This window comes from Kitasatospora sp. NPDC002522 (assembly GCF_053595195.1).
In genome coordinates this window covers 38,692-65,631 of record NZ_JBSFXE010000044.1, presented here as the reverse complement: position 1 = coordinate 65,631, position 26,940 = coordinate 38,692, and the positions used below count along the sequence as shown (strand labels likewise).

Sequence of the window (26,940 nt, the reverse complement as noted above, 5' to 3'; positions counted from 1 at the left end):
GGGGTCGCCCCGGACACGCGCGGAGGGGATGGTGCGGGCTGCGAGCCCGCACCACCCCCTCCGAGATGTTCAGCGCTGACGCCGGGTCAGACGGCCAGGCCGGCCGCGCCCTCGGTCGGCAGGTCGCCGGCCTTCGCCTTGATCACGAAGACCGCCGTCACCAGGGCGACCACCGAGAACGCCACGCCCACCACGAAGGCGTGCGAGATGGCGTACGACAAAACGTCGTTGGCCCAGCTGCTGCCGAGCGGGAAGGAACCATTCTGCTGGAGGTAGAGCTTCTGCTCCGGGGTGGCGTTGGCCATGAAGTCCGCCGCCTGCTTCCCGGCCTCGGAGGTCGCCGCGTTGGCGAACACCGTGGTCAGGATCGAGAGGCCGACCGAACCGCCGATCTGCTGCACCGAGTTCAGCAGGCCGGAGGCGGCGCCGGTCTCGTGCGCGGCCACGCCGGCGACCGCCATCAGCATGACCGGGACGAAGATCAGACCCATGCCGAAGCCGAAGGTGACCGTGGGGCCGAGGACACCCGCCACGTAGCTGCTGTCCGCGTTGGTCTGGGTCAGCCACGACAGGCCCACCGTCACCAGCACCGCGCCGCCCGCCATGAACGGCTTGGGGCCGAGCTTGACCTGGAAGGTCGAGGCGAGCTGGGCCGCGATGATGATCGCGACGCTGATCGGCAGGAAGGCCACACCGGCCATCAGCGGGGAGTAGCCGAGCACGCGCTGCACGAAGAGCGTGACGTAGAAGAAGATGCCGAACATGGCCGCGGCCAGGCAGAGCATCATGATCAGGCCGCCGGTGCGGTTGCGGTCGCGGAACAGCTGCAGCGGCGTGATCGGCTGGGCGGTGCGCCGCTCGATCACCACGAAGGCGACCAGCAGCGCCGCGCCGACCGCGAGGGAGGCGATCGTGACGCCGTTGCCCCAGCCCGCCTTCGGGTCGGCGGCGTGGATGAAGCCGTAGACCAGGCTGACCAGGCCGAGCGTCGACGTCAGCGCACCGGGCAGGTCGAAGGTGCCGGGCTGGCGGTCGGACTCGTTGATGTACCGCGGCGCGGCGTAGGCGATCAGCGCGGCGATCGGCACGTTGACGAAGAAGACCCAGCGCCAGTTCAGGTACTCGGTGAGCAGGCCGCCGGCCAGCAGGCCGATCGCGGCGCCGGAACCCGCCACCGCCGAGAAGACGCCGAACGCCCGGTTGCGCTCCGGGCCTTCCTTGAAGTTGGTGGCGATCAGCGCGAAGGCCGTCGGTGAACAGATCGCACCGCCGATGCCCTGCAGCGCACGGGCGGCCAGCAGCATGCCGCCGTTCTGCGCGAAGCCGCCGAGCAGCGAGGCGAGGCCGAACAGCAGCACGCCGACGATGAACACCCGGCGGCGGCCGAGGATGTCGCCGGCCCGACCGCCGAGCAGCAGCAGGCCGCCGAAGGTCAGGGTGTAGGCGTTGATCACCCAGGACAGGTTGGTGGTGGATAAGTGCAGTGCGTCCTGGATGTGCGGCAGCGCGATGTTCACGATCGTCGCGTCGAGCACGACCATGAGCTGGGTGGCCGCGATGACGGTGAGGGTGATCCCCTTGTTCTGGTTCGCCCCACCGGATGGAGCCGTTTTGCTGAGCGTGTCTGAGATAGCCACTGTTGTTCCCCCTGCTGGCTACTGCTGTTTCGGAAGGTGCTTGCGATCCGGGTGAAGCTCGACCTGGCATCGGTCAACGGACCCGTTCACCGAATGCCGGGCGTGGCGGCCGGTCCCCGAGGCGGACGCAGCCGTTCCCGGCGGTGGACGACCGCGTCACGGCCGCCGTGGCGTCCACTCTTGCACTCCCTACTGACATCGCCGATCTCGGGTCCGCACGCGGGGAGTTGACGCAGGTCACCGGGCGCACCCCGACCGCCGCTGCCGCCACGGCGCGGATCGGGACGCGGGCGCCCGCGCCCGGCGGCGTAGGCTGAACGGTGCAGGAGGTGCCACCCGCGGGCAGCCCCCCGCATCGTCACCCAGCCTCACCGAACGGACCGCGCCGATGCCCTACGACCCCCCGACCCACTCGGTCGAGCGTTCGCTGCGCCGGGCCGGAGCGCGCGTGGTGGTCGGGCTGGACGAGGTCGGCCGCGGTGCCTGGGCCGGGCCCGTCATGGTCGGCGCGGCGATCACCGGCCTGCGCCGTCCGCCCGAGGGCCTGACCGACTCCAAGCTGCTCACCGAGCGCCGCCGCAACGCGCTCGCCCCCGTCCTCGCCGACTGGGTCACCGCGTACGCGCTCGGTTCCGCCTCCGCGCAGGAGTGCGACGAGTTGGGGATGACCGCCGCGCTGCGACTGGCCGCCGTCCGCGCGCTGGAGGCACTGCCGGTCGAGCCGGACGCGGTGATCCTGGACGGCAAGCACGACTACCTGGGCGGGCCGTGGAAGGTCCGCACGGTCATCAAGGGCGACCAGTCCTGCGTCTGCGTCGCCGCCGCCTCGGTGCTCGCCAAGGTCGAGCGCGACCGGCAGATGGCGGAACTGGGCGTCGGCCACCCGGCGTTCGCCTTCGAGGAGAACGCCGGTTACCCCTCGCCGGTGCACCGCGCCGCGCTGGAGGAACTCGGGCCGACCGAGCACCACCGGCTCTCCTGGGCCTACCTCGACGCCCTGCCGCGGTGGAGCCACCTGAAGCGGCAGCGCACCCCGGCCGAGGCCGTCGGCGAGCAGCTCTCGCTCGGATTCTGACGGCGTCCGGAGGGCCTTCGGCGGACCGGGTGTTGACGGTTCGTCAGCATTCATCCGACCGTCATCCGGACGTTGTCGCGCCCGGTCGTGTGGCACGCCACACTTCCAACTGGTGGGGTGCCCGTGCGCATCCGACCGGCATTTGATAGACATCCGGGTATGCCTGTCTTCCCCGAGGAGCCGGAGATTCACGAGACGATCCCGGGCCCCGGCGTTCCCCTTCCCCACAAGTCGGACGCACCTGCCCCCCGTATGCCTTCCGCCACCGCCGTCGCCGCGCCCGTCCCGGGTCCCCGACCCGGCCCGCCGCGCCCCGCACCGCCCCGTGCGGACCGGCCCGTTCCCGGACCCCGGCCCGCCGCCCGTCCCAAGCCCGGACCGGCGCCGCGGTCCAACCGCCCGACGGTGGAGCTGTTTTCGGTCTCCGCCGCCGATGCGCTGGACCGCGCCGACGAGGCGGTGGACGCGCTGCTCGAAGCCGGCCGGCTCCCCGGCGACGTGCTGGTCCTGACGGTCGGCGAGGCGCACCCCTGGCAGCAGCACGAGCTGAGCTTCGGCGAGGAGAGCTACTGGGGCCAGCTCGCCGACGGCGGCGACGTGTTCTACGCCGACGCCGCCGCGACCCGTCCGCTGCGGCGCGACGTGGTGGTGCTGGTGGTCAACGAGGGCCGGGCCGACCGGGTCGCCGCGGCGGCGCGCAAGGCGCTGGAGCGGGCCGCCAAGCTGCTGGTGGTCTGCGGCGAATCGGAGATCGTCGGACCGCTGTTCGCCTGATCGTCCGCCGTCTGGCCGCTGGTGGTCTGGCCGCTGGTGGTCTGGCCGTTGGGGGCCGGGTCGGTGGGGGTCTGGCCGTTCACTTGGTCTGACTGCGCTTGGCCTGACTGCTCTTGGTCGGACTGCTCTTGGCCGGCCGGTGGCCGGTCGGACCGCAGGTAGCCGGGTGGCGGGAGTTCGGTGACGGTGTGGAGCGGGCCGAGCGTCCAGGAGCCCGAGTGCGGGTTCCGGCCGCGCCGCCCGTCCCCGATCGACTGCCAGCCGGCCGGCGTGAGCGTCAGGTAGGAGCCGCAGCGCAGGCCGTGCAGTTCGGCGGCCGCGCGCAGTGCCCACATCCAGGCGCCGTCCTGCTCGGTCCAGCCCGGGCGGCCGTCGCGGCAGCGCAGCAGGACCGCGGCGCGGCTGGGCGCGGCGCGCTTCAGGTCGTGCGGAGTGATCCGGCGGAGCTGGGTGAGCAGTGCGTTGCGGTGCTCCCAGCCGTCGCCGAGCTGCGGCCGGACCGCGAAGGAGGCGGAGGCCACCACCCGCTGCTCCGGATCGAGCACCGCGACCACGGTCGTCCCGGGCTTCGGCAGGTGGCGCTGGTGCAGCTCGGTGACGAACTCGCGCGGCGCCCGCAGCAGTGGCACGCCGAGGCCGGTCCAGTCCGCCAGGGCGATCGTCCGCGAGTTGTCGCAGGGAGAAGGACCTCGGTCGATGCCGTTGATCACGGTCCTCCTTCCCGGGCCCGTGACGCCGGAGCGTACGAGCGTATGCCGAAGGCCGGGTCCGACGGACCAGGCTCTGGATACCTTCCAATTCTCAGGTCACAGCGGGTCGAGCGGCAATGATGAAATGACGAACGCCGCCCGAAAGTCGCGCTTCTGCCGGATATGTCCCGCCCCTACGGCTGGGCCGTTCGGCTGATCGGGCGGGAACCGGCGGGTGTACTGGCTGGAACTTTCAGATGTACACGATGCTACCGCCGGGTTCTTCGGGACCTGAGGAGCGGCTCGCGCGCGGATGATCAACGATTCCCCGCCGGCGCCGTTGTCGGGCTTCGGATGGTCACCCCCGCTCGGGTCCCGGGCCCAGCCCTGCGCGTGCCGGTCCTGGGTGCTCGCCCTGTCCCCGGACCGTCAGTCGGTTACTCCGACCGCCCGTCGGCGCCTACACCTCTCCCGGACCGCCAGTCGGCTGCTCCGACTGTTTGCCGGTGCTTCAGCCTCGCCCGGGTCGTCCGCCGGCTCGTCCGGCCGTCCGCCGGTGCTCACCCGCGGACCGCCAGGACGAGGGGGAGTACCGCGGTGGCACCGGCCTGCCGGAGTAGGCGGGCGGCCACGGTGAGGGTCCAGCCGGAGTCCACCAGGTCGTCGACCAGCAGCACCGGGCCGGGGTTCGCGGCGAGGGCCTCGGTCAGCGCGGGCGAGAGGGCGAGCGCGCCCGCGACCGAGCGCAGCCGCTGGGCGCTGTTGCTCCGCGGACCGTGCGGGGGCTGGCCGGTGGCGTACTCGATGCGGCCGAGCAGCGGCATCCGGCCGACCGACGCCAACTGCCCGGCCAGGCTGGCCAGGAGCTCCGGACGGGTGGCGGAGTCCAGCGCGACCACGCCGACCGGTCGGTCCAGGCGCTCGCCGTTCGACCCGGCCGGGCCCGCCCAGCCGCCCGGGCCGCGGGCCCAGTCGGCGACCACGCCGACCAGCGCGTCCAGCACCTCGCGGGGGATTGGGCCATCCGGGGCGCGCTCGTCCAGCAGGGCACGGAGCCGACCACCCCAGCCGATGTCGGAGAGCCGCCCGAGGGCGCGGCCCGGCTCGGCCTGCTGGGTGGCCGGGATCCGGCCCTTCAGCGGGATGCCCAGCGACTCCATCCCGGTCGGCCACATCCGCCTGGTGTCGAAGGAGACACCGGGCCGGCCGAGCGCGGCGCGCGCCGCGTCCAGCGCTTCGGCAGTGACCTCGGGGGAGTGCTTGGGCGGGGCGCACCGGTCGCACCGGCCGCAGGGCGTGGCCTCCGGGTCGTCGAGCTGTCGACGCAGGAACTCCATCCGGCAGCCCTCGGCTGACACGTAGTCACGCATCGCCTGCTGCTCGGCCTCGCGGGCCCGGGCGACCTTGGCGTAGCGCTCCGCGTCGTACTGCCACGGCCGACCTGTGAACTCCCAGCCGCCGCGCACCTTGCGGACCGCGCCGTCCACGTCCAGCACCTTGAGCATCGTCTCCAGCCGGGTGCGCCGGAGGTCCACCGCAGTCTCCAGCGCCGCGGTGGAGAGCGGGCGGCCGGCCTCGGCCAGCGCGTCCAGCGTGCGGCGGACCTGGTCCTCGGCGGGGAAGCCCAGCGAGGCGAAGTACCGCCAGATCGCCTCGTCCTCCCGGCCGGGGAGCAGCAGGACCTCGGCCCGGTCCACTCCGCGGCCGGCGCGGCCGACCTGCTGGTAGTAGGCGATCGGGGAACTCGGTGAGCCGAGGTGGACCACGAATCCGAGGTCCGGCTTGTCGAAGCCCATGCCGAGTGCGGAGGTCGCCACCAGTGCCTTGACCCGGTTCTCCAGCAGCGCCGACTCGGCCTCGCGGCGCTCGGCGTCCTCCGTGCGGCCGGAGTAGGAGGCGACCGGGTAGCCGCGGCCGCGCAGGAACTCGGTGACCTCCTCGGCGGCGGCGACCGTCAGTGTGTAGACGATGCCGGAGCCGGGCAGTTCGGCGAGGTGGTCGGCCAGCCAGGCCAGCCGGTGCGCCGGGTCGGGCAGCGCCATGACGGCCAGGCTGAGACTCTCCCGGTCCAGCGGGCCGCGCAGCACCAGGGCCCGCTCGTCGCCGGCACCGGTGCCGAGCTGCTCCGCGACGTCCGCAGTGACCCGGGCGTTCGCGGTCGCCGTGGTGGCCAGCACGGGGACGCCGGGGGAGAGCTCGGCCAGCATGGTGCGCAGCCGCCGGTAGTCGGGGCGGAAGTCGTGGCCCCAGTCCGAGATACAGTGCGCCTCGTCGACCACCAGCAGGCCGGTGGAGGCGGCCAGTTTGGGCAGCACCTGGTCACGGAAGTCGGGGTTGTTCAGCCGCTCCGGGCTGACCAGCAGCACATCGACCCGCCCGTCGGCGACCTCCTGCTGGATCTCCGCCCACTCCTCCGGGTTGGCCGAGTTGATGGTGCGGGCTCGAATGCCCGCGCGGGCGGCCGAGTCGACCTGATTGCGCATCAGTGCCAGCAGCGGGGAGACGATCACGGTGGGCCCCGCGCCGCGGGCGCGCAGCAGCGCCGTGGCGATGAAGTAGACGGCGGACTTGCCCCAGCCGGTCCGCTGGACCACCAGGGCCCGGCGGCCGTCGACCACGAGTGCCTCGATCGCCGTCCACTGGTCCTCGCGCAGCGCGGCGCTCGGCCCGGCGAGCTCGCGCAGCACGGATTCCGCCGCGGCTCGGACGGCGGCGCGGTCGGCGGGGGTGGTGGGGTGGAGCTCGCGCGTCTGCATGGGGTCATGGATACCGCGCGCGGCGGACAGACCGCGAATGCCGGGCTGTGGATAACTCGACGTCGGTCGGATGAAATACCATGAGAAGGCGGTATCCCGGTGAGGATTGGGCCATTTGCGGGAGCAAATGCTGAACCCCCCGGTTTATCCACAGGGAAGCGGAAATGTCGGCCGGCGGATCGCTTCCGGGGCCAGGCTTCCGGCCATGACCGCAGACGACCGCACCACCACGCCCGCCCCGCTCCCCGGCCACCTCCCGGTCCGGCTGCGCGGCCCGGCCGACATGGCCGAGATGCTCCCGTACCTGTTGGGCTTCTTCCCCGACGACAGCATCGTCGCGGTGGGCCTGCAGGGCCCCGCGCTGGACCAGGGCGGGGTGATCCGGATCGACATTCCGGACGACCCCGCGCACTGGGAGCGCGTTGCCACCGAATCCGCCCGGCTGCTGATCGAGCTCTCCGAGCAGCGAGATCGGCGCCCTGCCCAAGTCCTGCTGTACGTGTGCCGCGATCCCGCCGGGGGAGACCCGGCGCCCGAGGGCGGCCGGGCCGTGCTGACGGCGCTCAGTCCGCTGGCCGGCGCGCTCGCCCGGGCCTTCGAGGCCGAGCAGGTGATCGTCAAGGAGTCGCTGTGCGTCTCCGGCGGTCGCTGGTGGTCCTTCCTGTGCACCGGAGTCGACTGCTGTCACCCCGACGGCACTCCGGTCCGCGCGGCGCACCAACCCAGCCCGCTCGCGGTCGCGGCCACCTACGCGGGGCTCGCCCCGCGCGGCAGCCGCAAGGCGATCGTGGCCGGCCTCGCCGCGGTGGGCCCGCCGCTCGCCGAGGTCCAGCGCCGCGCCCTGGAGGACGCCGGACCGCCGTTCATCCGCGAACTCGCCGGCCCGGGCGGCCGGTACGCCGCGGTCGAGCGCACCGCCGAGCTCCTGGCCAGCGCCATGGCCGAGTTCCGCACCGGAGCACGCGAGCTCGACACCAGGCGGACGGCCCGGCTGCTGGTCGGCTTCCAGGACAAGCTCGGTCGGGACCGCGCCGCCGAGTACGCCGAACCCAACGAACTCGCCGTCGCCCAGCGGCTGTGGCGGTTCCTCATCCAGCGCTGCGTCGACCCCTTCGAGCACCTGGCCGCCCCGCCGATGACCCTGCTGGCCTGGACGTCCTGGCTGGCCGGAGACCTCGCCACCGCGCGGGTCGTGCTCGCCCGCGCCCTGGAACTGGAACCGGACTACACCCTGGCCCAACTCCTCTACGAATCCCTGAACTCCGGCCTCGCCCCGGAGGCCCTGCACCGCATCGTCCGCCGCGAACGAGCCGCCCGCCTGCGCCACCTGCCCGTCCCCCACCACCCGCCGGGCACGGACGGCGAGACCGGACCCGCGACTCCGGATGGCGACGACGCACTGGACCGATCCGACCGGCCTGACCGACCGGACCGGCCTGACCGACCGGACCGATCCGACCGGCCTGACCGGCCTGACCGGCCTGCGGTACCGACCGACCCGGCTGGACCCGCGGTGGCTGCACCTGCCGTGCCCCATACGTCCGCCGCTGCCGTGCCCGACGTGCCAGAGCCTGCGGGTCCCGACGCACCCGAACCCGCTGTGCCTGACGCACCCGAACCCGCTGTGCCTGACACGCCCGCACCGGCTGTGCCTGACACGCCCGCACCGGCTGCGCCCGAAACGCCCGCACCTGCCGTACCCGATCCGTCGGATCCGGCGAGGCCGTGCCCGCCGGGAGGCGTCGCGGCTCGTTCACCCGTGCGCAGGCTGCGCCCGCGCACGCACCTGGTCGAGCAGGCCAGGCACCGCAGCCCCCGCGCGGGGGCCAACCGACACCACCGCAACGGAGGTTGACTGTGCGTAGCCTCGACACCCGGCCGTGCGGGGAGCGGCTAGACCTCGCCGCGCGCCATCCGGATCAGCCGGTCGAGCACCTGGCCGTTGCTCACCCGGACCCCGTCGTGCTCCCACTCGTTGGTGACCCACGTCCGCACCCGGGCCACCGCGTCCGCGGTCTCCAACGAGTGCGCCGTGTCCACGTACATGTCGTCGTGGTACACCGCCGCGTACACGGGCACCCGGTTCGCCGCAAGGCGCTCCAGGTCGTACAGGTCGGGCCAGTCGGTGCGCTCGGCGAGCAGCTGCGCGGTCTCGCGCAGCGGGCGCAGCGCCGGGTCGCTCTCGAACATCCAGGGGTAGATCATCTCGCCGGTGAAAAGCACCGGGCGGTCCGCGGTGAGCGCCGCCTCGGCGTCGAACTCCGGGAACTCCTTGCGCACCCGCTCCGCCGACCAGTCGGTGGCACCGGCGTCCACCGAGCGCTGACCGTAGATCGACTCGTGCAGCACGGCGTAGAGCGGGCCCTGCGCGAAGGAGAGCTGCGCCTGCGCGCCGGCCAGGAAGGTGTCCGAGAGCTCGGGGCCGTCCGGGCCATCCACCCACGCCTCCTCCAGCAGGTAGTGCAGCGCGTAGGAGCCGCTGCCGCTGCCCAGCATCAGGCCGAGCGCCTGGAAGGCGCGGACGGTCAGCGTCCCGCCGTCCGGCAGCGTCGCGGGCCGTTCGGCGAGGTGCGCGGCGATTCGCCGTACCGTCGCCACGTCCTCGGGGAAGCGGGCGTAGTGCCCGGCGTTCTTGCGGGCGACCCGCGGGTAGGCGGCGCGGTAGACCTCGTCCGCCGAGCGGCGCAGCCCGGCCAGGCCACCGGTGACGAACGCCTCTCGCAGTCCCTCCGGGGCCAGCGAGAGGTAGGTCAGGGTGCAGAAGCCGCCGAAGCTCTGACCGAGCAGGCTCCAGGTGCCCTCGGCACCGAGCAGCTGACGGCGGATCAGCTCGGCGTCCCGGACGATCGAGTCGGCCCGGAAGTGCGCCAGGTACGCGGCCTGCTGCCGGGCGTCGCCGCGGCGGGCCAGGGTCTGCCGGGTGGCCGGGGTGGAGCGGCCGGTGCCGCGCTGGTCCAGCAGCAGCACCCGGTAGTCGTCGAGCGCCCGGGTCAGCCAACCATCGCGTCCCAGCGGCCGGTTGGCCTTGCCGCCCGGGCCGCCCTGCAGGTAGACCAGCCACGGCAGCTCGTCGTGCTCGCGACCGGCGGCCACCACCTCGCGGGCGTAGACCTTGATGTGCTCGCCGTCCGGCGCGCCGTGATCCAGCGGGACCCGGAACTGGTGGTCGGTGGTGACGATTCCGGGCAGGCGGTTGCGGGTGGACATGCAACTCCTTGGTGCGAGCTGGTCACAGGTGGGACGCGACACCGACCGCCGGGGTCACCGGTGCGGTCGTCGCCGTCCCCGCACCGTATCCTGACGGCGGACAGGAGCCGCCGGGGGGCGTCCGCCACGTGTGGAGTACCCCGATCGGCACCACGACACAGCGGGCACCGCGAGTGTCGGCCGCAGACCGCCGATCGACCGTCGGCGCGCGGCCGCATCCGACCGGAGGCCCGCCGGACAGGCGTGACCTGGGGCAGGTGTGGTGCGTTCAACCTGCGGAGCGCCGCTACCTGTACCGACACCGCCGGGCTGAACACGGCCCGGCCGACCGTGTCGGGAACCGGCCACGCGTCGTTCGACCCGGCGCGGCCGGACCTCGGGCGGCACTGGCGTCCAGGCCGGGACACCACCCCGGTCCGGGCGGAACACCGGCGGTCCGGGCCCATCCGCGTCGGAGCCGCGTGTCCTGGCGGCAGAGCAGCACTGACCGCTATCGAGCACGCTCACGGTCGGCCGAGCCCCCAGTCGCCGGCCGACCGAGGGGAGGAGAGCCCGGTGACCGACCCAAGGCCACCCCACGCAGCGTCCCATCCGCTGCCGCCCACCAACTCGCCCGCCGGCGACGCCGACGCGTTCACCGGCGCGCAGGCCTCCGCTGTGCCGCCCCGCCCTGCCACGCCTCCGAACCCGTACTCGGCCGCCCCACCCGGCGCACCGTCAGAACCCGCTCCCACCTACCGGACGCCGGGCACCGCCCCCACGGTTCCCCCCACCCCCGGCCACGGAGGCGCGCCCTACGGCACCCCCGGCACCCCGCCCTACGGCACGCCGACCGGTGGACCCCACGGCCCTGGCGGCTCTGGTGGCCCTGGCGGACCGTCACCGTACGGCACCCCGCCGTACGGCACGCCCTCCGGCGGTCCGGGCTACCCGCCGGGCGCCACCCCGCCGTACGGGACACCCGGCAGTGGCGCGGCGTACCCGCCCGGTGCTCCCACCGGCACCACGCCGCCGTACGGCACCACCGTGCCGCCCGGGGCCACCCGCCCCGGACCCGGAGCCGCGCGCGGCGGCCCGGGCGCGCCCCGCCCCGACCACGCGTCAGCTCCGTTTGGCGGCGCAGGCGTTGGTCCGGCCGGAGGCGCCTCGCTCGGTGCCGGCCCGGCCCGACCGGCGGCGCAGCCGACGCCGCCCCGTCCGCAGCCCTCCGCCGCGCACGACGTGATGTGCGTGAACGCGCCGGGCATGGCGGTCTCCGGTCCGGACGGTCAGCTGCGCGGGCAGGGGCTGCACGGCTTCTTCCGGCACGGCGTGCGCACCGTGGCCCGGATGGAGCTGAGACTGGGCGGTATGGAGCCACTGTCGCTGCAGGGCACCCTGACCTCTGCGGCCGCCGCCCGCTTCGTCGGCGCGGTGCGGGTGCCCGGCGACCTCGACCCCGATCCGGCGCTGACCGTGGAACGGCTCCGGCACGCCGACGGCGCGGAGACGGTGACGGTCCGCAACACCGGCGCCCGCCCGGCCCGGCTGCCGCTGGAGATCGCGGTCGGCACCGACCTCGGCCTGCTCACCGACATCGCGGCGGGCCGCCGCTCCGCCGACCTGCCGGGTCAGGTGCAGTCGGCCGGACTCCGTTGGGCCGGCCACGGCCGGGCGGCCAGCGTGAGCGCCCGCCCCTCGCCGCACGCGGTGCTTGCCGGAGCCGGTGTGCTCCGCTGGGACCTGGAGATCCAGCCGGGCGCCCGCTGGTCCGTAGAGCTGCGTGCCGAACTGGAGACCCCGCCCTCGACCGGCCGCCCGCCGACGGGGCGGGGCCCGGGCGTTCCGCTGCCCTGGTCCGAGCCCGAGGTCCGCGCCGACGACCGCCGCGCCGCGCGGCTGGTCAACCGTGCGCTGGACTCGCTCGGCGGCCTGCTGCTCGCCGACGCCGACCGGCCCACCGACCTCTACACCGCCTCGGGCGCGCCCTGGCGGTTCGGTCTCACCGCCGCCGACGCACTCTGGGCAGCCCGGATGGCCCTGCCGCTGGGCACCCGCCTCGCCGCCGGCACCCTCCGCGCGGCGGCCCGCCGCCAACACCTCGCCCCCGCCCCCTCCACCCGTCCGGCGGTCTCCCGCCCGACGCCGCCCGTCGGCGAGGTGCCGCCGCTCTCCGGCGACGGGGCCGGTCCCTCAGCGCCTCAACCGGGCGATCCGGCCAACGGGGTGTCAGTTCCGGCTGCCGCGAACCCGAACGGCGACGGTCCCGCCGCCACGCCGGCTTCGGTACCGGCTCCCGCACCCGCCGCCGCGCCGAGCGGTCAGACGATGGACGGGGTGATCCCCGGACCGCTGCGGCATGGCGGTCCGGAGCTCCCGGCGACCTGCACCGCCACCGAGGCGACCTTGCTGTTCGTCACCGTGCTGGCCGAGGCGTGGCGTTGGGGCCTGCCGCGTGCCGAGGTGGCCGAGCTGCTGCCCGCCGCTGAGCGCGCGCTCGGCGCGCTGAAGGCCGGCGTGGTGGAGGGACCGGACGGACCGGTGGGCTTCGTCACCGACTTCGGTCGCCCCGCCGAGGAACGGGCCGGGCGTCCGGGCGTGGCCAGGTGCGAGGTACAGGCCCAGGCGCACCGCGCGGCACTGCAGGGTGCGGACCTGCTCGAGGCGTTCGACCGGCCCGGTGCGGCGGAGTGGCGCAGCTGGGCGGCGGACCTCCGGGACCGGTTCCGCGAGGAGTTCTGGATCGACGACCTGTCCGGTGGCCGCCCGGCCGCGGCCCTGCTGGCGCAGGACCGGCCGGTGCCGGCGCTCGCCTCCACCCTGGTGCACCTCTTCGACGTCGGCCTGGCCGCCGAGGGCAAGATGCACGAGGGCCTGCTCGACCGCGAACAGGCCCGGCTGCTCGCCCAGCGCCTGGTCACCCCGGAGCTCGACTGCGGCTGGGGCCTGCGCACGCTCAGCGCCAAGTCGCCGCGGTTCAACCCGCTCGGGCATCGCAGCGGTTCGGTGCGGGTGCAGGAGACGGCCCTCGCGGTGAGCGGCCTGGTCGACGCCGGTTTCGAGCGCGAGGCCGAGATACTGCTGGAGGGCCTCCTGGAGGCGTCCGCGCACTTCGACGGCCGCCTGCCCGAGATGTACGCCGGCGAGCAGAAGGTCGCCGACTGCCCGCCGGTGCCCCACCCGGCCGCGTGCCGCCCGGCCGCGGTCTCCGCAGCCGCCGCGGTGCACCTGGTCCTCTCGCTGGCAGGCGTCCGGCCTGACGTCCCGTCAGGTCGGGTGGTGACCCGCCCGGCGAGCACCGCCCCACTCGGCGAACTCCAACTCACCGGCCTCCGAGTCGCAGGCGAACCCTTCTCGGTCCGGGTCAGCCGGATCGGCGTCGCGGTCGTGGAGGAGGCGGCACCGGCACTGCAACTCGCCGCACGCTAGCCGCCCGGGCCGGGCGCCGCGCCACCCTGCGGCCCGACCACCCGCCACCCTCCGGCCGTCGCCGCCCCACGCCAGGGTCCGACTGCGCGGCGGCCCACACCCGTCCCAGTGTCCGCCGACCCCAGCCATCCGTCCGTTCCGGCATCCGCCCGTTCCAGTGTCCGCCCGCCCCGGGGCCCGCCGACCCCCGTGTCCGTCCGCCGCCCCTCGCGTCCGCGCGTCGCCGCGCGCCTGCCCCTCGCGCCCGCCCCCTCTCGCCCCCTCTCGCTCCCTCGCGCCCCGCATCCCGCGTGCGGGAATCGCGTCCGGTGGGCCCGCAAGGCCGTGGTCTGTGATTATCGTCAGAGAGACGACTAAGATCAGCGCCATGTCGCGTTATGACCCGTCAGCCTTCCCCCCGTTCGCAGTCACGGTTGACCTGGTCGTGCTGACGGTGCGCGAGCACGCGCTGTGCGCGTTGCTGGTGAAGCGCGGCGAGGCCCCGTTCAAGGGGTACTGGGCGTTGCCGGGCGGGTTCGTGCGCCCGGACGAGGGCCTGGCGGAGGCGGCGTCCCGTGAGCTGGCGGAGGAGACCGGGCTGCGCGCGCAGTCGGCTCCCGGCCAGCCGGTGGCCGGCCAGACCCCGGCGGGTGCGCACCTGGAACAGCTGGCCACGTACGGCCACCCCCAGCGTGATCCCCGGATGCGCGTGGTGAGCGTGGCCTACCTGGTGCTCGCCCCCGACCTGCCGACCCCGCGTGCGGGCGGCGACGCCAGCAGTGCCCGCTGGGCCCCGGTGGGCGAACTGCTCAACCAGGCCCCGGTCGACGGCATGCCGCTCGCGTTCGACCACGGCCAGATCCTGGCGGAGGGCGTGGAACGCGCCAGGTCGAAGATCGAGTACTCCTCGCTGGCGACCGCCTTCTGCCCGCCCGAGTTCACCGTCGGCGAGCTGCGCCGGGTGTACGAGGCGGTCTGGGGCGTGGTGCTGGACCCCCGCAACTTCCACCGCAAGGTCACCGGTACCCCCGGCTTCCTCCTCCCCTCCGGCGGCACCACCACCCGCCAGGGCGGCCGCCCGGCCCAGCTCTTCACGGCCGGCGGCGCGACAGTCCTCAACCCCCCGATGCTCCGCCCGGAGGCCTGACCGGCACCTCGACCGGAGGCCTGACCGAAGGCCTGGGGCCCCGGGGCTGCGCCACCGCCCCCGACTGCGCTGCGGCGGACGGCTGGTGACGGTCCGTGAGATTCGCGCCAGGGACCCGGTGGTGGTGTCCCCTGTTCGGGTGAGGTCGGCGCTAACACCGCCCACGACCCATCCGGAATGCCCGGTTTCGTCGGCTCCGCACCCTACTGTGCTGGCTCAGGAACGGCGGACATCCTCCGGTCTGCGAGCGGTCGAGGGAGCGGGCGACGATGATCCAGATCACCGGACTGACCAAGGTCTACCGACGGGCGCGCCCTCCTGCGGTACTCGACCTGACGTTCGACGCTCGGCCGGGCATGGTCACGGCGTTGCTCGGCGACGAGGGCGCGGGCAAGAGCACCGCGCTGAGGCTGATGGTGGAACTGGAGCGCGGTCACGGGATCACGCTGTTCGACGGCCGCACCTACCGGCGGATCCGTCGGCCGGAGCGGGAGGTCGGACTGCTGCTGCCGTCGGGGCGTCCGGAGGCCGGGCACCCGGGGCTGCGCGCCCGTGCGCACCTGCGGATGCTGGCCGGTACCGCCGGAGTCCCGGCGAAGCGGGCTGACGAACTGCTGGAGCAGACCCGGCTGGCGGCAGTCGCCGACCACCGGATCGGCACCTTCTCACCGGGCATGCACCGCCGCCTGGCACTGGCCGCCGCCCTGCTCGGCACGCCTTCCGCGCTACTGCTGGACGCCCCGACCGAGGGCCTGTCACCACGGAACGAGGAGTGGTTCCACGCCTTCCTGCGGTCCTTCGCGGTGGCCGGCGGCACCGTCCTGCTGACCACCCGGTTCCCGCAGGAGGCCGCCACGCTCGCCGACCGGGTGGTCACCCTCGATCAGGGCCGGTTGGCGGCGGACCAGCCCGTGGTGGAGTTCCGCCGCACGCGGTTGCACCCCGAAGTCGCGGTCCGCGGCCCGCAGATGTCCCGGCTCGCGGACCTGCTGACCGGCCAGGGCGCCCAGGTCAGGCGGGACGGCGGCGCAGGTCTCGCGGTCAGCGGCATCGGCCGGACCGAGATCGGCGAACTCGCCTACCGCAACGGCATCCTGCTGCACGAACTGGCCGACAAGGTGGTGGAGCGCCCGGTCTCCTACCCGGCCACGCTCCCCGCCGGCTCCGGCCGCTCCGGCCAGGTGCGGATCCGTACGACCCGTCAGGAGCCGGACGACGCCGCCCGATCAACGGCCCCGGACCTGCGCCCGGTCACCGCCCAGCCCCGCCCCGCCGGCGTCGCCCGCCCGACCACCCCCGACCCCGACCACTACGGCGAGCCCGACCGCAACGACCGTAGCCACAACGACGAGCACCGGCCGAAGACGTCCGAGCCGCCCCACCGCCCGCTCGATCACCGTGGCCTGCAGGCCGGCCGCTGGGCCGCCGCCGCGCTGGCCCCAACCGCCACCGCCCCAACTGCCAACGCCCCGGCCGTCCCCACACCCGCGCCCGCCGCGCCCACCGCGCTCGACGCCGAGCACCTCGCCACCACCCCCACCGACGCCGAACTGCTGGCGGCAACGCCGGGCGTACCCGCCCCGCAGGCGTCGGTGCCGCAGCCCGCGAATGTCCCCGCGCCCCCGGCGCCTGCCGCCGCCGAACGCGGGGCGGGCGACCACGGTGCCTCCCGGCTGCGCGCCCTCGGTGCCGGCCACCCGAACGAGAGCGAGTGAAGACCGTGCGCGTGATGGCGTGTGAGGTGCGGCGGCTGCGCGGAGTGCGCTCGACCTGGGTGCTGCTCGTCGCGGCGCTGCTGGTGGACGCGGCGGTGGCGGCCGTGCTGGCCCGGCAGGCACCGGCAGAGGAATTGACGATCAGTCAGGCTCTGCGCAGCGTGGCGGCGGTGGTGCCGGTACTGCCGCTGCCGGTCGCGGCGCTCGCCTCGGCCGCCCTCGGCGCGCTCTGCTACGGCCATGAGCTGCGCTGGCCGGGCCTGGCCGCCTCGCGGGTGACGTTCGGTCGGCGGTTGCGCGCGCTCGCGGCGAAGGCGGCGGTGGTGGGCGTGATGTCCGCTTTGCTTGCGGTGGTCACGCTGGTGGTGGACGCGCTGGTGGTGCGGCTCGCGCTGCCCGCGGGGGTGTCGGCGGCCCCGTTGCTCGACCCGGCGGGGCTGTCCGCGGCGCTGGAGCGCGGTGGGATCGGCCGTCCGCTGCTGGGGTTCCTGGGGCTGGTGGTGGTGAGCGGTTGGGTCGGCCTGCTGGCGACCTCACTGGTCCGCAGCGCGACGGCGGGCTTCCTGCTGACCTGCGCGCTGCCCGCCGCCCTGGAGCCCACCGCCGGGCTGGTGCTGCACCGGGCGGGACGCGACTGGCCGCTCTGGGGCCGTGAGTTGATGCCCTTTCAGTACGGTCTGAACTGGGTCCGCGGCACCGCGGGCCGGGCGGCCGCCGCGCTGGACGGGGTGGTGATCGCCGCGGTGCTCGTCCCGGCCGTGCTGCTGGTGCTGGCCGCCGTCCTCGCCCAACTCCGCCGCCGCTCACTCTGACCCAACTCCGCCGCCGCTCACTCTGACCCCGGTCCCCCCGAGAGCCCCACCCCGGCCGTCCCGCCGCTCGCTCCCTCCTCAGCCGCTCCACCGCCCGCTCCCTGCCTCGGCAAAGCCCCTGGCACACCGGCGACCTCACCCCGGTCAAAGTCCCCTGGTGACGATGTGACAGTTGTGACCAATGAGCTGGATGAGACGGATGGGGCGGAAAAACCGGTAGCGATGAGCGGTGATGAGCAGAGGGCTGCGTCCGCTGTGACCGTTATGCGCATTTCTGGCTGATAAGAAGTCAATTATCCAGACACGGCCGATCACCCTTTCGTGTGCTTTTCAGGAGAATCCTCAAGGCGGCTCCGCCGATCGCCGACAAAGGAGGCGTGAGTACCCTTGCGCACCCCACCGTGACCGCCGCTCGCCAGGCCGAGTCGATCTCCGCCTCCGAGCTGGACCGTTTCCCGTACGCCGATCGCCCGGCACCGCCGGCCCCCCGCTGGGAGGGGGCGGAGAGCGAGCTCTCCCGGGTCGGTCGGAAGACCACCAGCAGCCGCGGCCGCGGCCTGCACGGCCAGCTGGTTCAGCAGCTCGGCCAGATGATCGTCTCCGGTGACCTGGGCGCCGACCGCCCGCTGGTGCCGGAGGAGATCGGCCAGCGCTTCGAGGTCTCCCGCACCGTGGTGCGCGAGTCGCTGCGGGTGCTGGAGGCGAAGGGCCTGGTCTCGGCCCGGCCGAACGTCGGCACCCGGGTCCGCCCGGTGAGCGACTGGAACCTGCTGGACCCCGACATCATCGAGTGGCGCGCCTTCGGCCCGCAGCGCGACGAGCAGCGCCGTGAACTCTTCGAACTGCGCTGGGCGATCGAGCCGCTGGCCGCCCGGCTGGCCGCGGGCCACGGCCGGGAGGACGTCCAGCACCGCCTGGTCGAGCTGACCGAGATCATGGGCCACGCGGGCAGCCAGGGTGACCTGGTCAGCTACGCGCGGGCGGACGCCGAGCTGCACGGCCTCGTGCTGCAGATGGCCGGGAACCGGATGCTGGAGCACCTGTCGGGGATCGTCACCGGCGCGCTGCAGGTCTCCGGCGGCTCCGGCGCCACCTGCGAGCGCCCGTCGGAGTCGGCGGTCAGCCTGCACGCCCGGCTGGTGGACGCCCTCGGCACCGGGGACGGCACCGCCGCCGAGGCGGCGGTCCGCGCGCTGCTCACCGTCCACCCGGACATCGAGCACGCGGTCCCGGCCCCCCGCGAGCACTGACCCGCCCGCGCCCCGCACGAACGCCGGTCCGATGGATATGGCCCTTCAGCTGCCGTCACCCGCAGCCGGGGGGCCATCGGCGCACCGACACCGGGAGGGGATAGGCCGCTCGGGGCAGCTGCCCCGGCCTCTCCGGGCGGTGTGACGGGCGCCACGACGGGCATGCGTAACACTTGAGGGGCGGCAGCGATGTGTACGGAGCGGAAGCAGCTCCGGAATACCACCACATGCCACAATGCTGTGTTGGTCTGCGGCGCTGCTGCCGTCCTGCAGACCCAGTCCCCGTCCATTCACCCGGTTCCTCGGGTGGTCGGGTCCGGGTTCGTGTCCACTCATCGTCCGAGAGGTTGTTCGTGTCGGCCAGCACATCCCGTTCGCTTCCCCCCGAGATTGCCGAGTCCGCGGCACTGCTGGCGCTCATCGAGCGGGGCAAGGCCCAGGGGCAGATCGCCGGTGACGACGTGCGCCACGCGTTCGAGGCGGACCAGATCCCGGTCACCAAGTGGAAGAACGTCATGCGCAGCCTCAACCAGGTGCTGATTGAGGAGGGGGTGGAGCTGATGGTCAGCGCGGCCGAACCGGCCGGCGCCAAGCGCAAGAGCGTCGCGGCCAAGAGCACCACCAAGCGCACCGCGACCAAGGCGGTCACCACGCGTACGCCGGTCGCCCAGACCAAGCCCCCGGTGCGGATCGCCCCCGCGGCGACCCCGGCCCCGGTGGTCGCGGCCGCGGTGACCACCGCCGAGGTGACGGTCGTGGAGACCATCGAGATCACCGAGGCGAAGGCGGCGGTCGCCAAGAAGGCCGCCCCCGCCAAGAAGGCGGTGGCCAAGAAGGCCGCCGCTCCCGCCAAGAAGGCCGTCGCCGCGAAGAAGACCGCCGCGACCGCCGCCAAGCCGGGCGGCAAGGCCGGCGAGGAGGAGGTCTCCGAGGAGGAGCTCCTCGAGGACGTGGCGCTCCCCGGTGACGTCAAGGAGGGCGAGCCCGAGGAGGACTCGGACCAGGGCTTCGTGCTCTCCGACGACGACGAGGACGACGCCCCGGCTCAGCAGGTCGCGGTCGCCGGCGCCACCGCCGACCCGGTCAAGGACTACCTGAAGCAGATCGGCAAGGTCCCGCTGCTCAACGCCGAGCAGGAGGTCGAGCTCGCGAAGCGGATCGAGGCCGGCCTGTTCGCCGAGGACAAGCTGAGCCAGGCCGACAAGCTCGCCCCCAAGCTCAAGCGCGAGCTGGAGATCATCGCCGAGGACGGCCGCCGCGCCAAGAACCACCTGCTGGAGGCCAACCTCCGCCTGGTGGTCTCGCTGGCCAAGCGCTACACCGGCCGCGGCATGCTCTTCCTGGACCTGATCCAGGAGGGCAACCTGGGTCTGATCCGTGCGGTCGAGAAGTTCGACTACACCAAGGGCTACAAGTTCTCGACCTACGCGACCTGGTGGATCCGGCAGGCGATCACCCGCGCCATGGCCGACCAGGCCCGCACCATCCGCATCCCGGTGCACATGGTCGAGGTCATCAACAAGCTCGCACGCGTGCAGCGCCAGATGCTCCAGGACCTGGGCCGCGAGCCCACCCCGGAGGAGCTGGCCAAGGAACTCGACATGACCCCCGAGAAGGTCATCGAGGTCCAGAAGTACGGCCGCGAGCCGATCTCGCTGCACACCCCGCTCGGCGAGGACGGCGACAGCGAGTTCGGTGACCTGATCGAGGACTCCGAGGCGGTCGTCCCGGCCGACGCGGTCTCCTTCACGCTGCTCCAGGAGCAGCTGCACTCGGTGCTGGACACCCTCTCCGAGCGCGAGGCCGGCGTGGTCTCGATGCGCTTCGGCCTGACGGACGGTCAGCCGAAGACCCTGGACGAGATCGGCAAGGTCTACGGCGTGACGCGTGAGCGCATCCGCCAGATCGAGTCCAAGACCATGTCGAAGCTGCGCCACCCGTCGCGGTCCCAGGTGCTGCGCGACTACCTGGACTGACCTCTCGTCACCCGGACGGGCCCCTTCGCCGACGGCGGAGGGGCCCGTTCGCGTGTGCGGGAGTCGCTCGTTGGGGTGGCGGGGTGCCGGAGATCAGGCACGCGGGGTGAGCGGCTGACTACGCTGGGCCGGTTGTCGCACCGCCGGCACACCTGACCAGCACGTCGAACCCCTGGAGATCCGGTGCCCATCCTGGACACGTTCGCGCCCCGGCTGCGCCGCCGCGCGGTCGCGCTCGTCGCCCTGGCCGCCCTGCCGTGCCCGCTGCTCGCCCTGGGCGCCGCGGCGCCGGCCGCCGCGCAGCGCCGGATCGTCGGCGGTTCAAACGCGAGCACCGGTGATCACCCGTGGATGGTGGCGCTCTCCAGCCGGCAGCAGTTCGGCTCGGCGCGGTCCGGGCAGTTCTGCGGCGGGGCGCTGGTCACCCCGACCAAGGTGGTCACCGCGGCGCACTGCTTCTACGACGAGTCGACGGCCCGCCCCACCGAGCGTCCCGGGCTGCGGGCGATCGTCGGGCGGGACGACCTGCGCGGCACCGCGGGCCGGGAGGTCGTGGTGCGCGGGGTGTGGATCGACCCGGGGTACAGCTTCACCGCCAACACCCGGGACGTGGCGGTGCTCACCTTGGCCGAGCCGTTGGACGGGCGGCCGACGCTGGAGCTGGTCGGCCCGGGGGAGAGCGAGCCGTACGCGGCGGGCACCCCGGCGACGGTGTTCGGCTGGGGCGACACCCGGGGCAACGGCAGTTACGCGAACAGCCTGCGCCAGGTGACGGTGCCGATCATCGCGGACGGCGCGTGCGGGCACGCGTACCCGGGCGGTTCGGACAGCGCCTACGACGCGCGGACCATGGTCTGCGCGGGCGAGGAACAGGGCGGCCGGGACGCGTGCCAGGGCGACAGCGGCGGTCCGCTGGTGGTGGCCGGCCGGTTGGCCGGGCTGGTGTCGTGGGGTGCGGGCTGCGCGGAGGCCGGCCATCCCGGGGTGTACACCCGGATCTCCGCGGTGGCGGAGGCGGTGCACTCGGTGTTGTGAGCCCGCGGTGAGAAATGCCACGGCCGGGCGACCCGCCCCGAGGGGAGGGTCGCCCGGCCGTCAGGCAGCTCGGCGGACGAGCGGGTTGGTCAGCGCTCGCCGTCCTCGGCGACGGCCGACGTACCGGAGAGGCGGTTGCTCTCGTCGTGTATCTCCACGGCGATCTTCTTGAGCTCGGGCTCGAACTTGCGCCCGTGGTGGGCGCAGAAGAGCAGTTCTCCGCCGCTGGAAAGGACGACGCGCAGGTAGGCCTGGGCGCCGCAACGGTCGCAGCGGTCAGCCGCGGTCAGCGGGCTCGCAGGGGTCAGAACAGTAGTCACGTCGCCTCTTCTCTAGCTCGACGAGCTGTGTACCAGGATCAACATCCAACCAGGTCGAATTCGTTCCCGCTCGTGGCTTTTCTCTTTGAGGATTCTTCTGTGTGTGTTGATGAGGACGTGCCCCGGGCAACGGTGGTTCATGCGTACCGATTCCCATGAGCCGTCCCTCACCTCGAACGCCCGATCGGGCCGGGGTGCGAGGTCCGCGTAGCATAATCCTCCGCTGGGTTGGAGCATAAGCCCCGTCCCGAACCCCGTTTGCCCGCATCACAGCAGCTCCGCCGCCCTGCCCGGCGGCCGCGATCCGCCAGGACCCGTGGTGTCGGCAGGAGATGGCAGGCTGTGGCTCGCGTCCGCGGCGCCGGTCGTGTTCGCGCAGCGCGTACAAAGCGCGCGGACCTCGGCAGCCTCGGTCTCAGTTGCTGAGAGCATGCGGGGGTGTCCGTCAACGTCATGGAGGAGTGCAGAGCGTGAGTGGAGAAAAGACCGTGCCGTCCTCTCTGGTGACCGGCGAGGGCGGTTCCGACTACACCGCGCGGCATCTGCTCGTCCTGGAGGGGCTGGAGGCGGTCCGGAAGCGCCCGGGCATGTACATCGGTTCGACGGACAGTCGCGGCCTGATGCACTGCCTCTGGGAGATCATCGACAACGCGGTGGACGAGGCGCTCGGCGGGCACTGCGACCGGATCGAGGTGCAGCTGTACCCGGACGGTTCGGTGGAGGTCCGGGACAACGGGCGCGGCATCCCGGTGGACGTGGAGCCGAAGACCGGGCTGTCCGGCGTCGAGGTGGTGATGACCAAGCTGCACGCGGGCGGCAAGTTCGGCGGCGGCTCGTACGCGGCCTCCGGCGGTCTGCACGGCGTCGGCGCCTCGGTGGTGAACGCGCTGTCCGCGCGGCTGGACGTCGAGGTGGACCGCGGCGGGACCACGCACGCGATCAGCTTCCGGCGCGGTACCCCCGGCATCTTCACCGAACTCAGCCCGGACGCGCCGTTCGAGGCCGGCAGCGGGCTGACCAAGAAGGGCAAGGCCGCGCGCGGGAAGACCGGCACCCGGATCCGGTACTGGGCGGACCGGCAGATCTTCCTGAAGGACGCCCGGCTCTCGCTGGAGTCGCTGCACAGCCGGGCCCGGCAGACCGCCTTCCTGGTGCCCGGCCTGACCATCGTGGTCCGTGACGAGCGCCTCACCGAGAGTGAGCAGGTCCAGGAGGACACCTTCCGCTTCGACGGCGGCATCAGCGAGTTCTGCGAGTTCCTCGCCCCGGACAAGCCGGTCTGCGACGTGCTGCGGCTGCGCGGCGAGGGCACCTTCAAGGAGACCGTGCCGGTGCTCGACGAGCTCGGGCACATGACCCCCACCGAGGTCACCCGCGAACTCGGGGTGGACATCGCGATGCGCTGGGGCGCCGGTTACGACACCACGCTGCGCTCCTTCGTCAACATCATCGCCACGCCCAAGGGCGGCACCCACGTCACCGGTTTCGAGCGGCAGCTCGCCAAGACCGTCAACGAGACGCTGCGGTCGGCCAAGCTGCTGCGGGTCGCCGAGGACGACGTCACCAAGGACGACGCGCTGGAGGGCCTGACCGCGGTGGTCACCGTCCGGCTCGCCGAGCCGCAGTTCGAGGGGCAGACCAAGGAGGTGCTCGGCACCTCGGCCGCCAACCGGATCGTCGCGGCCGTGCTGGCGCGGGAGTTGAAGAACTTCCTGACCTCCGCCAAGAAGGACGAGAAGCTGCAGGCCCGCGCGGTGCTGGAGAAGGTGGTCGCGGCCGCCCGGACCCGGGTCGCCGCCCGGCAGCACAAGGAGGCGCAGCGCCGGAAGACCGCGCTGGAGACCAGTTCGCTGCCGGCCAAGCTGGCCGACTGCCGCAGCGACGACGTCGACCGCAGCGAACTCTTCATCGTCGAGGGCGACTCGGCGCTCGGCACCGCCAAGCTGGCCCGCAACTCCGAGTTCCAGGCGCTGCTGCCGATCCGCGGCAAGATCCTGAACGTGCAGAAGGCCTCGGTGAGCGACATGCTCAAGAACGCCGAGTGCGCGTCGATCATCCAGGTGATAGGAGCGGGCTCCGGCCGGACCTTCGACATCGACCAGGCGCGCTACGGCAAGGTCATCTTCATGGCCGACGCCGACGTCGACGGCTCGCACATCCGGACCCTGCTGCTGACGCTGTTCCACCGCTACATGCGGCCGATGGTCGAGCAGGGCCGGGTGTTCGCCGCGGTGCCGCCGCTGCACCGGATCGAGCTGACCAACCCCAAGCGCGGGCAGGAGAAGTACCACTACACCTACTCGGACTCCGAACTGCGGCGCACGCTGCTGGAGTTCCAGGGCAAGGGGCTGCGCTGGAAGGACCCGATCCAGCGCTACAAGGGCCTCGGTGAGATGGACGCCGACCAGCTGGCGGAGACCACCATGGACCCGCGGTTCCGGATCCTGCGCCGGATCAACCTGGGCGACCTGGAGTCCGCGGAGAAGACCTTCGACCTGCTGATGGGCAACGACGTGGCACCGCGCCGGGAGTTCATCGTCGACTCGGCGGCCACCCTGGACCGGTCCCGGATCGACGCCTGACGAAGGCCGCACGACGAAGGGCTCTCCACCCACGGGTGGAGAGCCCTTCGTCGTGCGGATCAACCCTCGCTCCGAGGATCGGGAGGCGTGCGCTCCGTAGTTTTGGAGGCGTCGAGGAAACCCCGTCCTGGAGGCTCAGATGACCGCCCTGTCCAACGTGCTGATCGCCGTCGCCGTGATCGTCCTGGTGGTGGGCCGGCAGCTGCGGGCCCGCCGGCTGGACACCGAGCGCCGGTTCTGGCTGCTGCCGCTGATCCTGGCCGCCGTCGCGCTGCGCGACCCGGTGCTGATCGACCCCGACCACCGCACCGCCGCTGCCCTGATCGTGGGCGGCTCGCTGGCGACCACCCTGGCGATGGGCTGCGCCTGGGGCTGGACCATGCGGATCTGGCGCGACCGGGACGGTGCGCTGTGGACGCAGGGCAGCACTGCCACGGTGTTCGCCTGGGTGGGTGCGATCGTGATCCGGATCGGCTGGTACGGCCTGGGCACCGCGCTCCACGTCCACCAGTCCACCAGCGTGCTGATGCTCTCGCTGGCCGGGCTGCTGCTGGTCCGGTCCGTGGTGGTGTCCTGGCGCGCCGGGCGGCTGGACGGCAAGCACACGCTGGCCGCCTGACGGAGCGTCGGATCCACCGCGCCGCCGGTCCCGTCACGGGGCCGGCGGCGACCGCAGTTGAGAGAGGATCAGCCGAGTGAGCAGCTTGGAGCGTTGGACCCGATGGCCCGCGGCGGACGTCCCGATCCGGGAGCGGTTCTCCCGGGCCCGGATGCTGCTGGCGGTCGGCGGGCGGACCGCGGCGCTGGTCGCGGTGGTCCTCGGGACCTTCTCCGAGCACCGGTTCACCGGCTGGCGGGTGCTGCCGCCGCTCGGCTGGATCCTCGCCGCGGTCGGGCTGGCCGTCGGCTGGCACCTGGCCTGCCGCCACCGCCGGCTGTGGACGGTGCTCGGCTGCTCGGCCGGGCTGCTGGTGGTCGCCGGGCTGGCCTCCGAGGGCGGGGCGCACACCCTGGCCGGGATCATCTGGTGCGGCCTGGCGGTGCTGGCGGTGATCCGGCTGCCGCTGGCCGCCGGGCTGGCCGTCGCCGGCGGGGCGCTGGCCTGTTACGGCCTCGGTTCGGGCGACTCGATGCTGGTGGTGCTGGCGGTGGCCGGCGGGCTCGGGCTGCTCGGCTACCTGCTGCGGCTGGACGGCCAGGCCCGCTCGGTGCAGCGCGCGCTGCTGGCGCAGGAGCGGGCCGCGCAGGCCGCGCAGGCGGAGTCCGCGGCGCTGGCCGAACGGGCCCGGATCGCCCGGGAGATCCACGACGTGCTGGCGCACAGCCTCTCCGCGCAGCTGGTGCACCTGGAGGCGGCCCGGCTGATGCTGGACGCCGGCGCGGACCGGGCGGAGGTCCGCGAACGGGTGGTGGCGGCGCGGCGGATGGCGCAGGACGGGCTGGCCGAGACCCGGCAGGCGCTGTCCGCGCTGCGCGGCGAACTCGCCCCGGTGGCCGAGTTCGTGGCCCAGCTGGCCGCGGAGTCGGGTGCCGAGCTGGCCGTCCTCGGGGTGCCCCGGCCGCTGCCGGCCGAGGCCGGGCTGGCGGTGCGGCGCACCGCGCAGGAGGCGCTGACCAACGTCCGCAAGCACGCCCCCGGCGGCCGGGTCGCGCTCCGACTCGCCTACCGGGAAGGCGCGGTGGAGCTGGAGGTGCGCAACTCCGGTGCCCCGCGCGGCGGGGATCCCGCGCTCGCGGACAGCGGCAGCGGGTACGGTCTGCTCGGGATGCGCGAACGCGCGGAACTGCTCGGCGGCGAACTGCTGGCGGGCCCCGAGGAGGGAGGGTGGCGCGTGCTGCTGCGGGTGCCGGCATGACGGCGGATCGGATCCGGGTGGTGGTCGCCGACGACCAGACCGTGGTGCGGGAGGGCATCGTGATGCTGCTCGGCCTGCTGCCGGGGATCGAGGTGGTCGGCTCGGCCGCGGACGGCGAGGAGGCGGTCGCGCTGGTCGCCGAACGGGCCCCGGACGTGGTGCTGATGGACCTGCGGATGCCGCGCTGCGACGGGGTGGAGGCGACCCGCCGGATCCGCGCGGAGCACCCCGGCACCGAGGTGGTGGTGCTCACCACCTACGCCGACGACGACTCGCTGTTCTCCGCGCTGCAGGCCGGGGCGCGGGGATTCCTCACCAAGGACGCCGGCGCGGACGAGATCGCCCGCGCGGTGGCGGACGTCCGCTCCGGTGCGGCCGGGCTGTCCCCGCAGGTCCAACGGCGGCTGCTGGAACGGCTTTCGGGCTCCCCGGCCGCCGCGGCCGCGTCCGGCGAGGCGGCGCCGCCGAAGCCGGTCGGACGTCCGGCGCTGCCGGACGGTCTGACCCAGCGGGAGGCGGAGGTACTGGCGTTGATCGCGGCCGGGCTGTCCAACGCGGAGATCGCCGAACGGCTCTTCGTCAGTCCCGCGACGGTGAAAACGCACATCAACAACCTGTTCGCCAAAACCGCGGTGCGTGATCGCGCGCAGGCCGTGGCCTACGCGTTCCGGCACGGGATTTCCGACGGTTCGTGAATTGACGGATCCATAGCTGGTTCGAGT

At 73.5% G+C, this 26,940-nt stretch carries 18 protein-coding genes and 1 pseudogene; 14 read left to right on the top strand and 5 right to left on the bottom strand.

Annotation, left to right across the window (positions count from 1 at the left end; all coding sequences use genetic code 11):
* Nucleotides 1–86: 86 nt before the first annotated feature.
* The gene (locus ACWD4U_RS29180; RefSeq protein ID WP_363460156.1) at nucleotides 87–1,637 is read right to left on the bottom strand and encodes an MFS transporter; all 1,551 of its coding nucleotides are present in this window, start codon (nucleotides 1,635–1,637) and stop codon (nucleotides 87–89) included.
* A 388-nt stretch (nucleotides 1,638–2,025) separates the two neighbouring features.
* Here ACWD4U_RS29180 and ACWD4U_RS29175 point away from each other — a divergent pair, with 388 nt between their 5' ends.
* Together ACWD4U_RS29175 and ACWD4U_RS29170 are read left to right on the top strand one after the other, a co-directional pair.
* Nucleotides 2,026–2,712 (top strand): ribonuclease HII, encoded by a 687-nt coding sequence (locus ACWD4U_RS29175; RefSeq protein WP_363460154.1) that lies wholly within the window; start codon nucleotides 2,026–2,028, stop codon nucleotides 2,710–2,712.
* 159 nt (nucleotides 2,713–2,871) lie between these two features.
* Nucleotides 2,872–3,486, top strand: coding sequence for a hypothetical protein (locus ACWD4U_RS29170; RefSeq protein WP_363460152.1), 615 nt, complete (start codon nucleotides 2,872–2,874; stop codon nucleotides 3,484–3,486).
* A gap of 167 nt (nucleotides 3,487–3,653) precedes the next feature.
* Here ACWD4U_RS29170 and ACWD4U_RS29165 read toward each other — a convergent pair.
* Nucleotides 3,654–4,145, bottom strand: a pseudogene (locus tag ACWD4U_RS29165) (hypothetical protein); the annotation flags it as partial.
* 590 nt (nucleotides 4,146–4,735) lie between these two features.
* Entirely contained in the window at nucleotides 4,736–6,931 is a 2,196-nt protein-coding gene (locus ACWD4U_RS29160) for a RecQ family ATP-dependent DNA helicase (RefSeq protein ID WP_363460150.1), read from the bottom strand.
* A gap of 205 nt (nucleotides 6,932–7,136) precedes the next feature.
* Here ACWD4U_RS29160 and ACWD4U_RS29155 point away from each other — a divergent pair, with 205 nt between their 5' ends.
* Nucleotides 7,137–8,786, top strand: a complete 1,650-nt coding sequence (locus ACWD4U_RS29155) for a DUF4192 domain-containing protein (RefSeq protein WP_363460148.1) — start codon at nucleotides 7,137–7,139, stop codon at nucleotides 8,784–8,786.
* A gap of 38 nt (nucleotides 8,787–8,824) precedes the next feature.
* On the opposite strand, the gene ACWD4U_RS29150 is transcribed toward ACWD4U_RS29155, so the two are convergent.
* Nucleotides 8,825–10,138 carry an alpha/beta fold hydrolase gene (locus ACWD4U_RS29150; protein ID WP_363460146.1) on the bottom strand — a complete coding sequence of 438 codons (1,314 nt, stop codon included), beginning with the start codon at nucleotides 10,136–10,138 and terminating at the stop codon, nucleotides 8,825–8,827.
* A gap of 1,224 nt (nucleotides 10,139–11,362) precedes the next feature.
* On the opposite strand from ACWD4U_RS29150, the gene ACWD4U_RS29145 reads away from it, so the two are divergent.
* The 7 genes from ACWD4U_RS29145 to ACWD4U_RS29115 all read left to right on the top strand — a co-directional run bounded on the left by ACWD4U_RS29145 (nucleotide 11,363) and on the right by ACWD4U_RS29115 (nucleotide 21,460).
* Entirely contained in the window at nucleotides 11,363–13,546 is a 2,184-nt protein-coding gene (locus ACWD4U_RS29145) for an amylo-alpha-1,6-glucosidase (RefSeq protein ID WP_363460144.1), read from the top strand.
* Nucleotides 13,547–13,913: 367 nt separating this feature from the next.
* Nucleotides 13,914–14,672 carry an NUDIX hydrolase gene (locus ACWD4U_RS29140; protein WP_363460142.1) on the top strand — a complete coding sequence of 253 codons (759 nt, stop codon included), beginning with the start codon at nucleotides 13,914–13,916 and terminating at the stop codon, nucleotides 14,670–14,672.
* 269 nt (nucleotides 14,673–14,941) lie between these two features.
* The gene (locus tag ACWD4U_RS29135; protein ID WP_363460140.1) at nucleotides 14,942–16,387 is read left to right on the top strand and encodes an ABC transporter ATP-binding protein; all 1,446 of its coding nucleotides are present in this window, start codon (nucleotides 14,942–14,944) and stop codon (nucleotides 16,385–16,387) included.
* Nucleotides 16,384–17,199: a hypothetical protein gene (locus ACWD4U_RS29130; RefSeq protein ID WP_363460138.1), complete on the top strand. Its 816-nt coding sequence runs from the start codon at nucleotides 16,384–16,386 to the stop codon at nucleotides 17,197–17,199. The genes ACWD4U_RS29135 and ACWD4U_RS29130 overlap by 4 nt, the downstream gene beginning before the upstream one ends.
* 323 nt (nucleotides 17,200–17,522) lie before the next feature.
* Nucleotides 17,523–18,449 (top strand): FadR/GntR family transcriptional regulator, encoded by a 927-nt coding sequence (locus tag ACWD4U_RS29125; protein ID WP_363460136.1) that lies wholly within the window; start codon nucleotides 17,523–17,525, stop codon nucleotides 18,447–18,449.
* 347 nt (nucleotides 18,450–18,796) lie between these two features.
* Nucleotides 18,797–20,425, top strand: coding sequence for an RNA polymerase sigma factor (locus ACWD4U_RS29120; protein WP_363460134.1), 1,629 nt, complete (start codon nucleotides 18,797–18,799; stop codon nucleotides 20,423–20,425).
* Nucleotides 20,426–20,608: 183 nt separating this feature from the next.
* Nucleotides 20,609–21,460, top strand: a complete 852-nt coding sequence (locus ACWD4U_RS29115; RefSeq protein ID WP_363460132.1) for a S1 family peptidase — start codon at nucleotides 20,609–20,611, stop codon at nucleotides 21,458–21,460.
* Between the two features lie 89 nt (nucleotides 21,461–21,549).
* Here the strand turns inward: ACWD4U_RS29115 and ACWD4U_RS29110 are convergent, their stop codons facing one another.
* Nucleotides 21,550–21,780, bottom strand: a complete 231-nt coding sequence (locus ACWD4U_RS29110; protein WP_363460131.1) for a DUF7455 domain-containing protein — start codon at nucleotides 21,778–21,780, stop codon at nucleotides 21,550–21,552.
* A 461-nt stretch (nucleotides 21,781–22,241) separates the two neighbouring features.
* Between ACWD4U_RS29110 and ACWD4U_RS29105 the strand changes: the two genes are divergently transcribed.
* The 4 genes from ACWD4U_RS29105 (at nucleotide 22,242) to ACWD4U_RS29090 (ending at nucleotide 26,913) form a co-directional block, all read left to right on the top strand.
* Nucleotides 22,242–24,362, top strand: coding sequence for a DNA gyrase/topoisomerase IV subunit B (locus ACWD4U_RS29105; protein WP_449787346.1), 2,121 nt, complete (start codon nucleotides 22,242–22,244; stop codon nucleotides 24,360–24,362).
* A 139-nt stretch (nucleotides 24,363–24,501) separates the two neighbouring features.
* Nucleotides 24,502–24,981, top strand: coding sequence for a DUF1453 domain-containing protein (locus tag ACWD4U_RS29100; RefSeq protein WP_363460127.1), 480 nt, complete (start codon nucleotides 24,502–24,504; stop codon nucleotides 24,979–24,981).
* Nucleotides 24,982–25,057: 76 nt separating this feature from the next.
* A complete protein-coding gene (locus tag ACWD4U_RS29095) occupies nucleotides 25,058–26,218 on the top strand; it encodes a sensor histidine kinase (RefSeq protein WP_363460125.1) in 1,161 nt (386 codons plus the stop codon).
* Nucleotides 26,215–26,913, top strand: a complete 699-nt coding sequence (locus tag ACWD4U_RS29090) for a response regulator transcription factor (RefSeq protein ID WP_363460123.1) — start codon at nucleotides 26,215–26,217, stop codon at nucleotides 26,911–26,913. The genes ACWD4U_RS29095 and ACWD4U_RS29090 overlap by 4 nt, the downstream gene beginning before the upstream one ends.
* The last annotated feature ends 27 nt before the right edge of the window (nucleotides 26,914–26,940 follow it).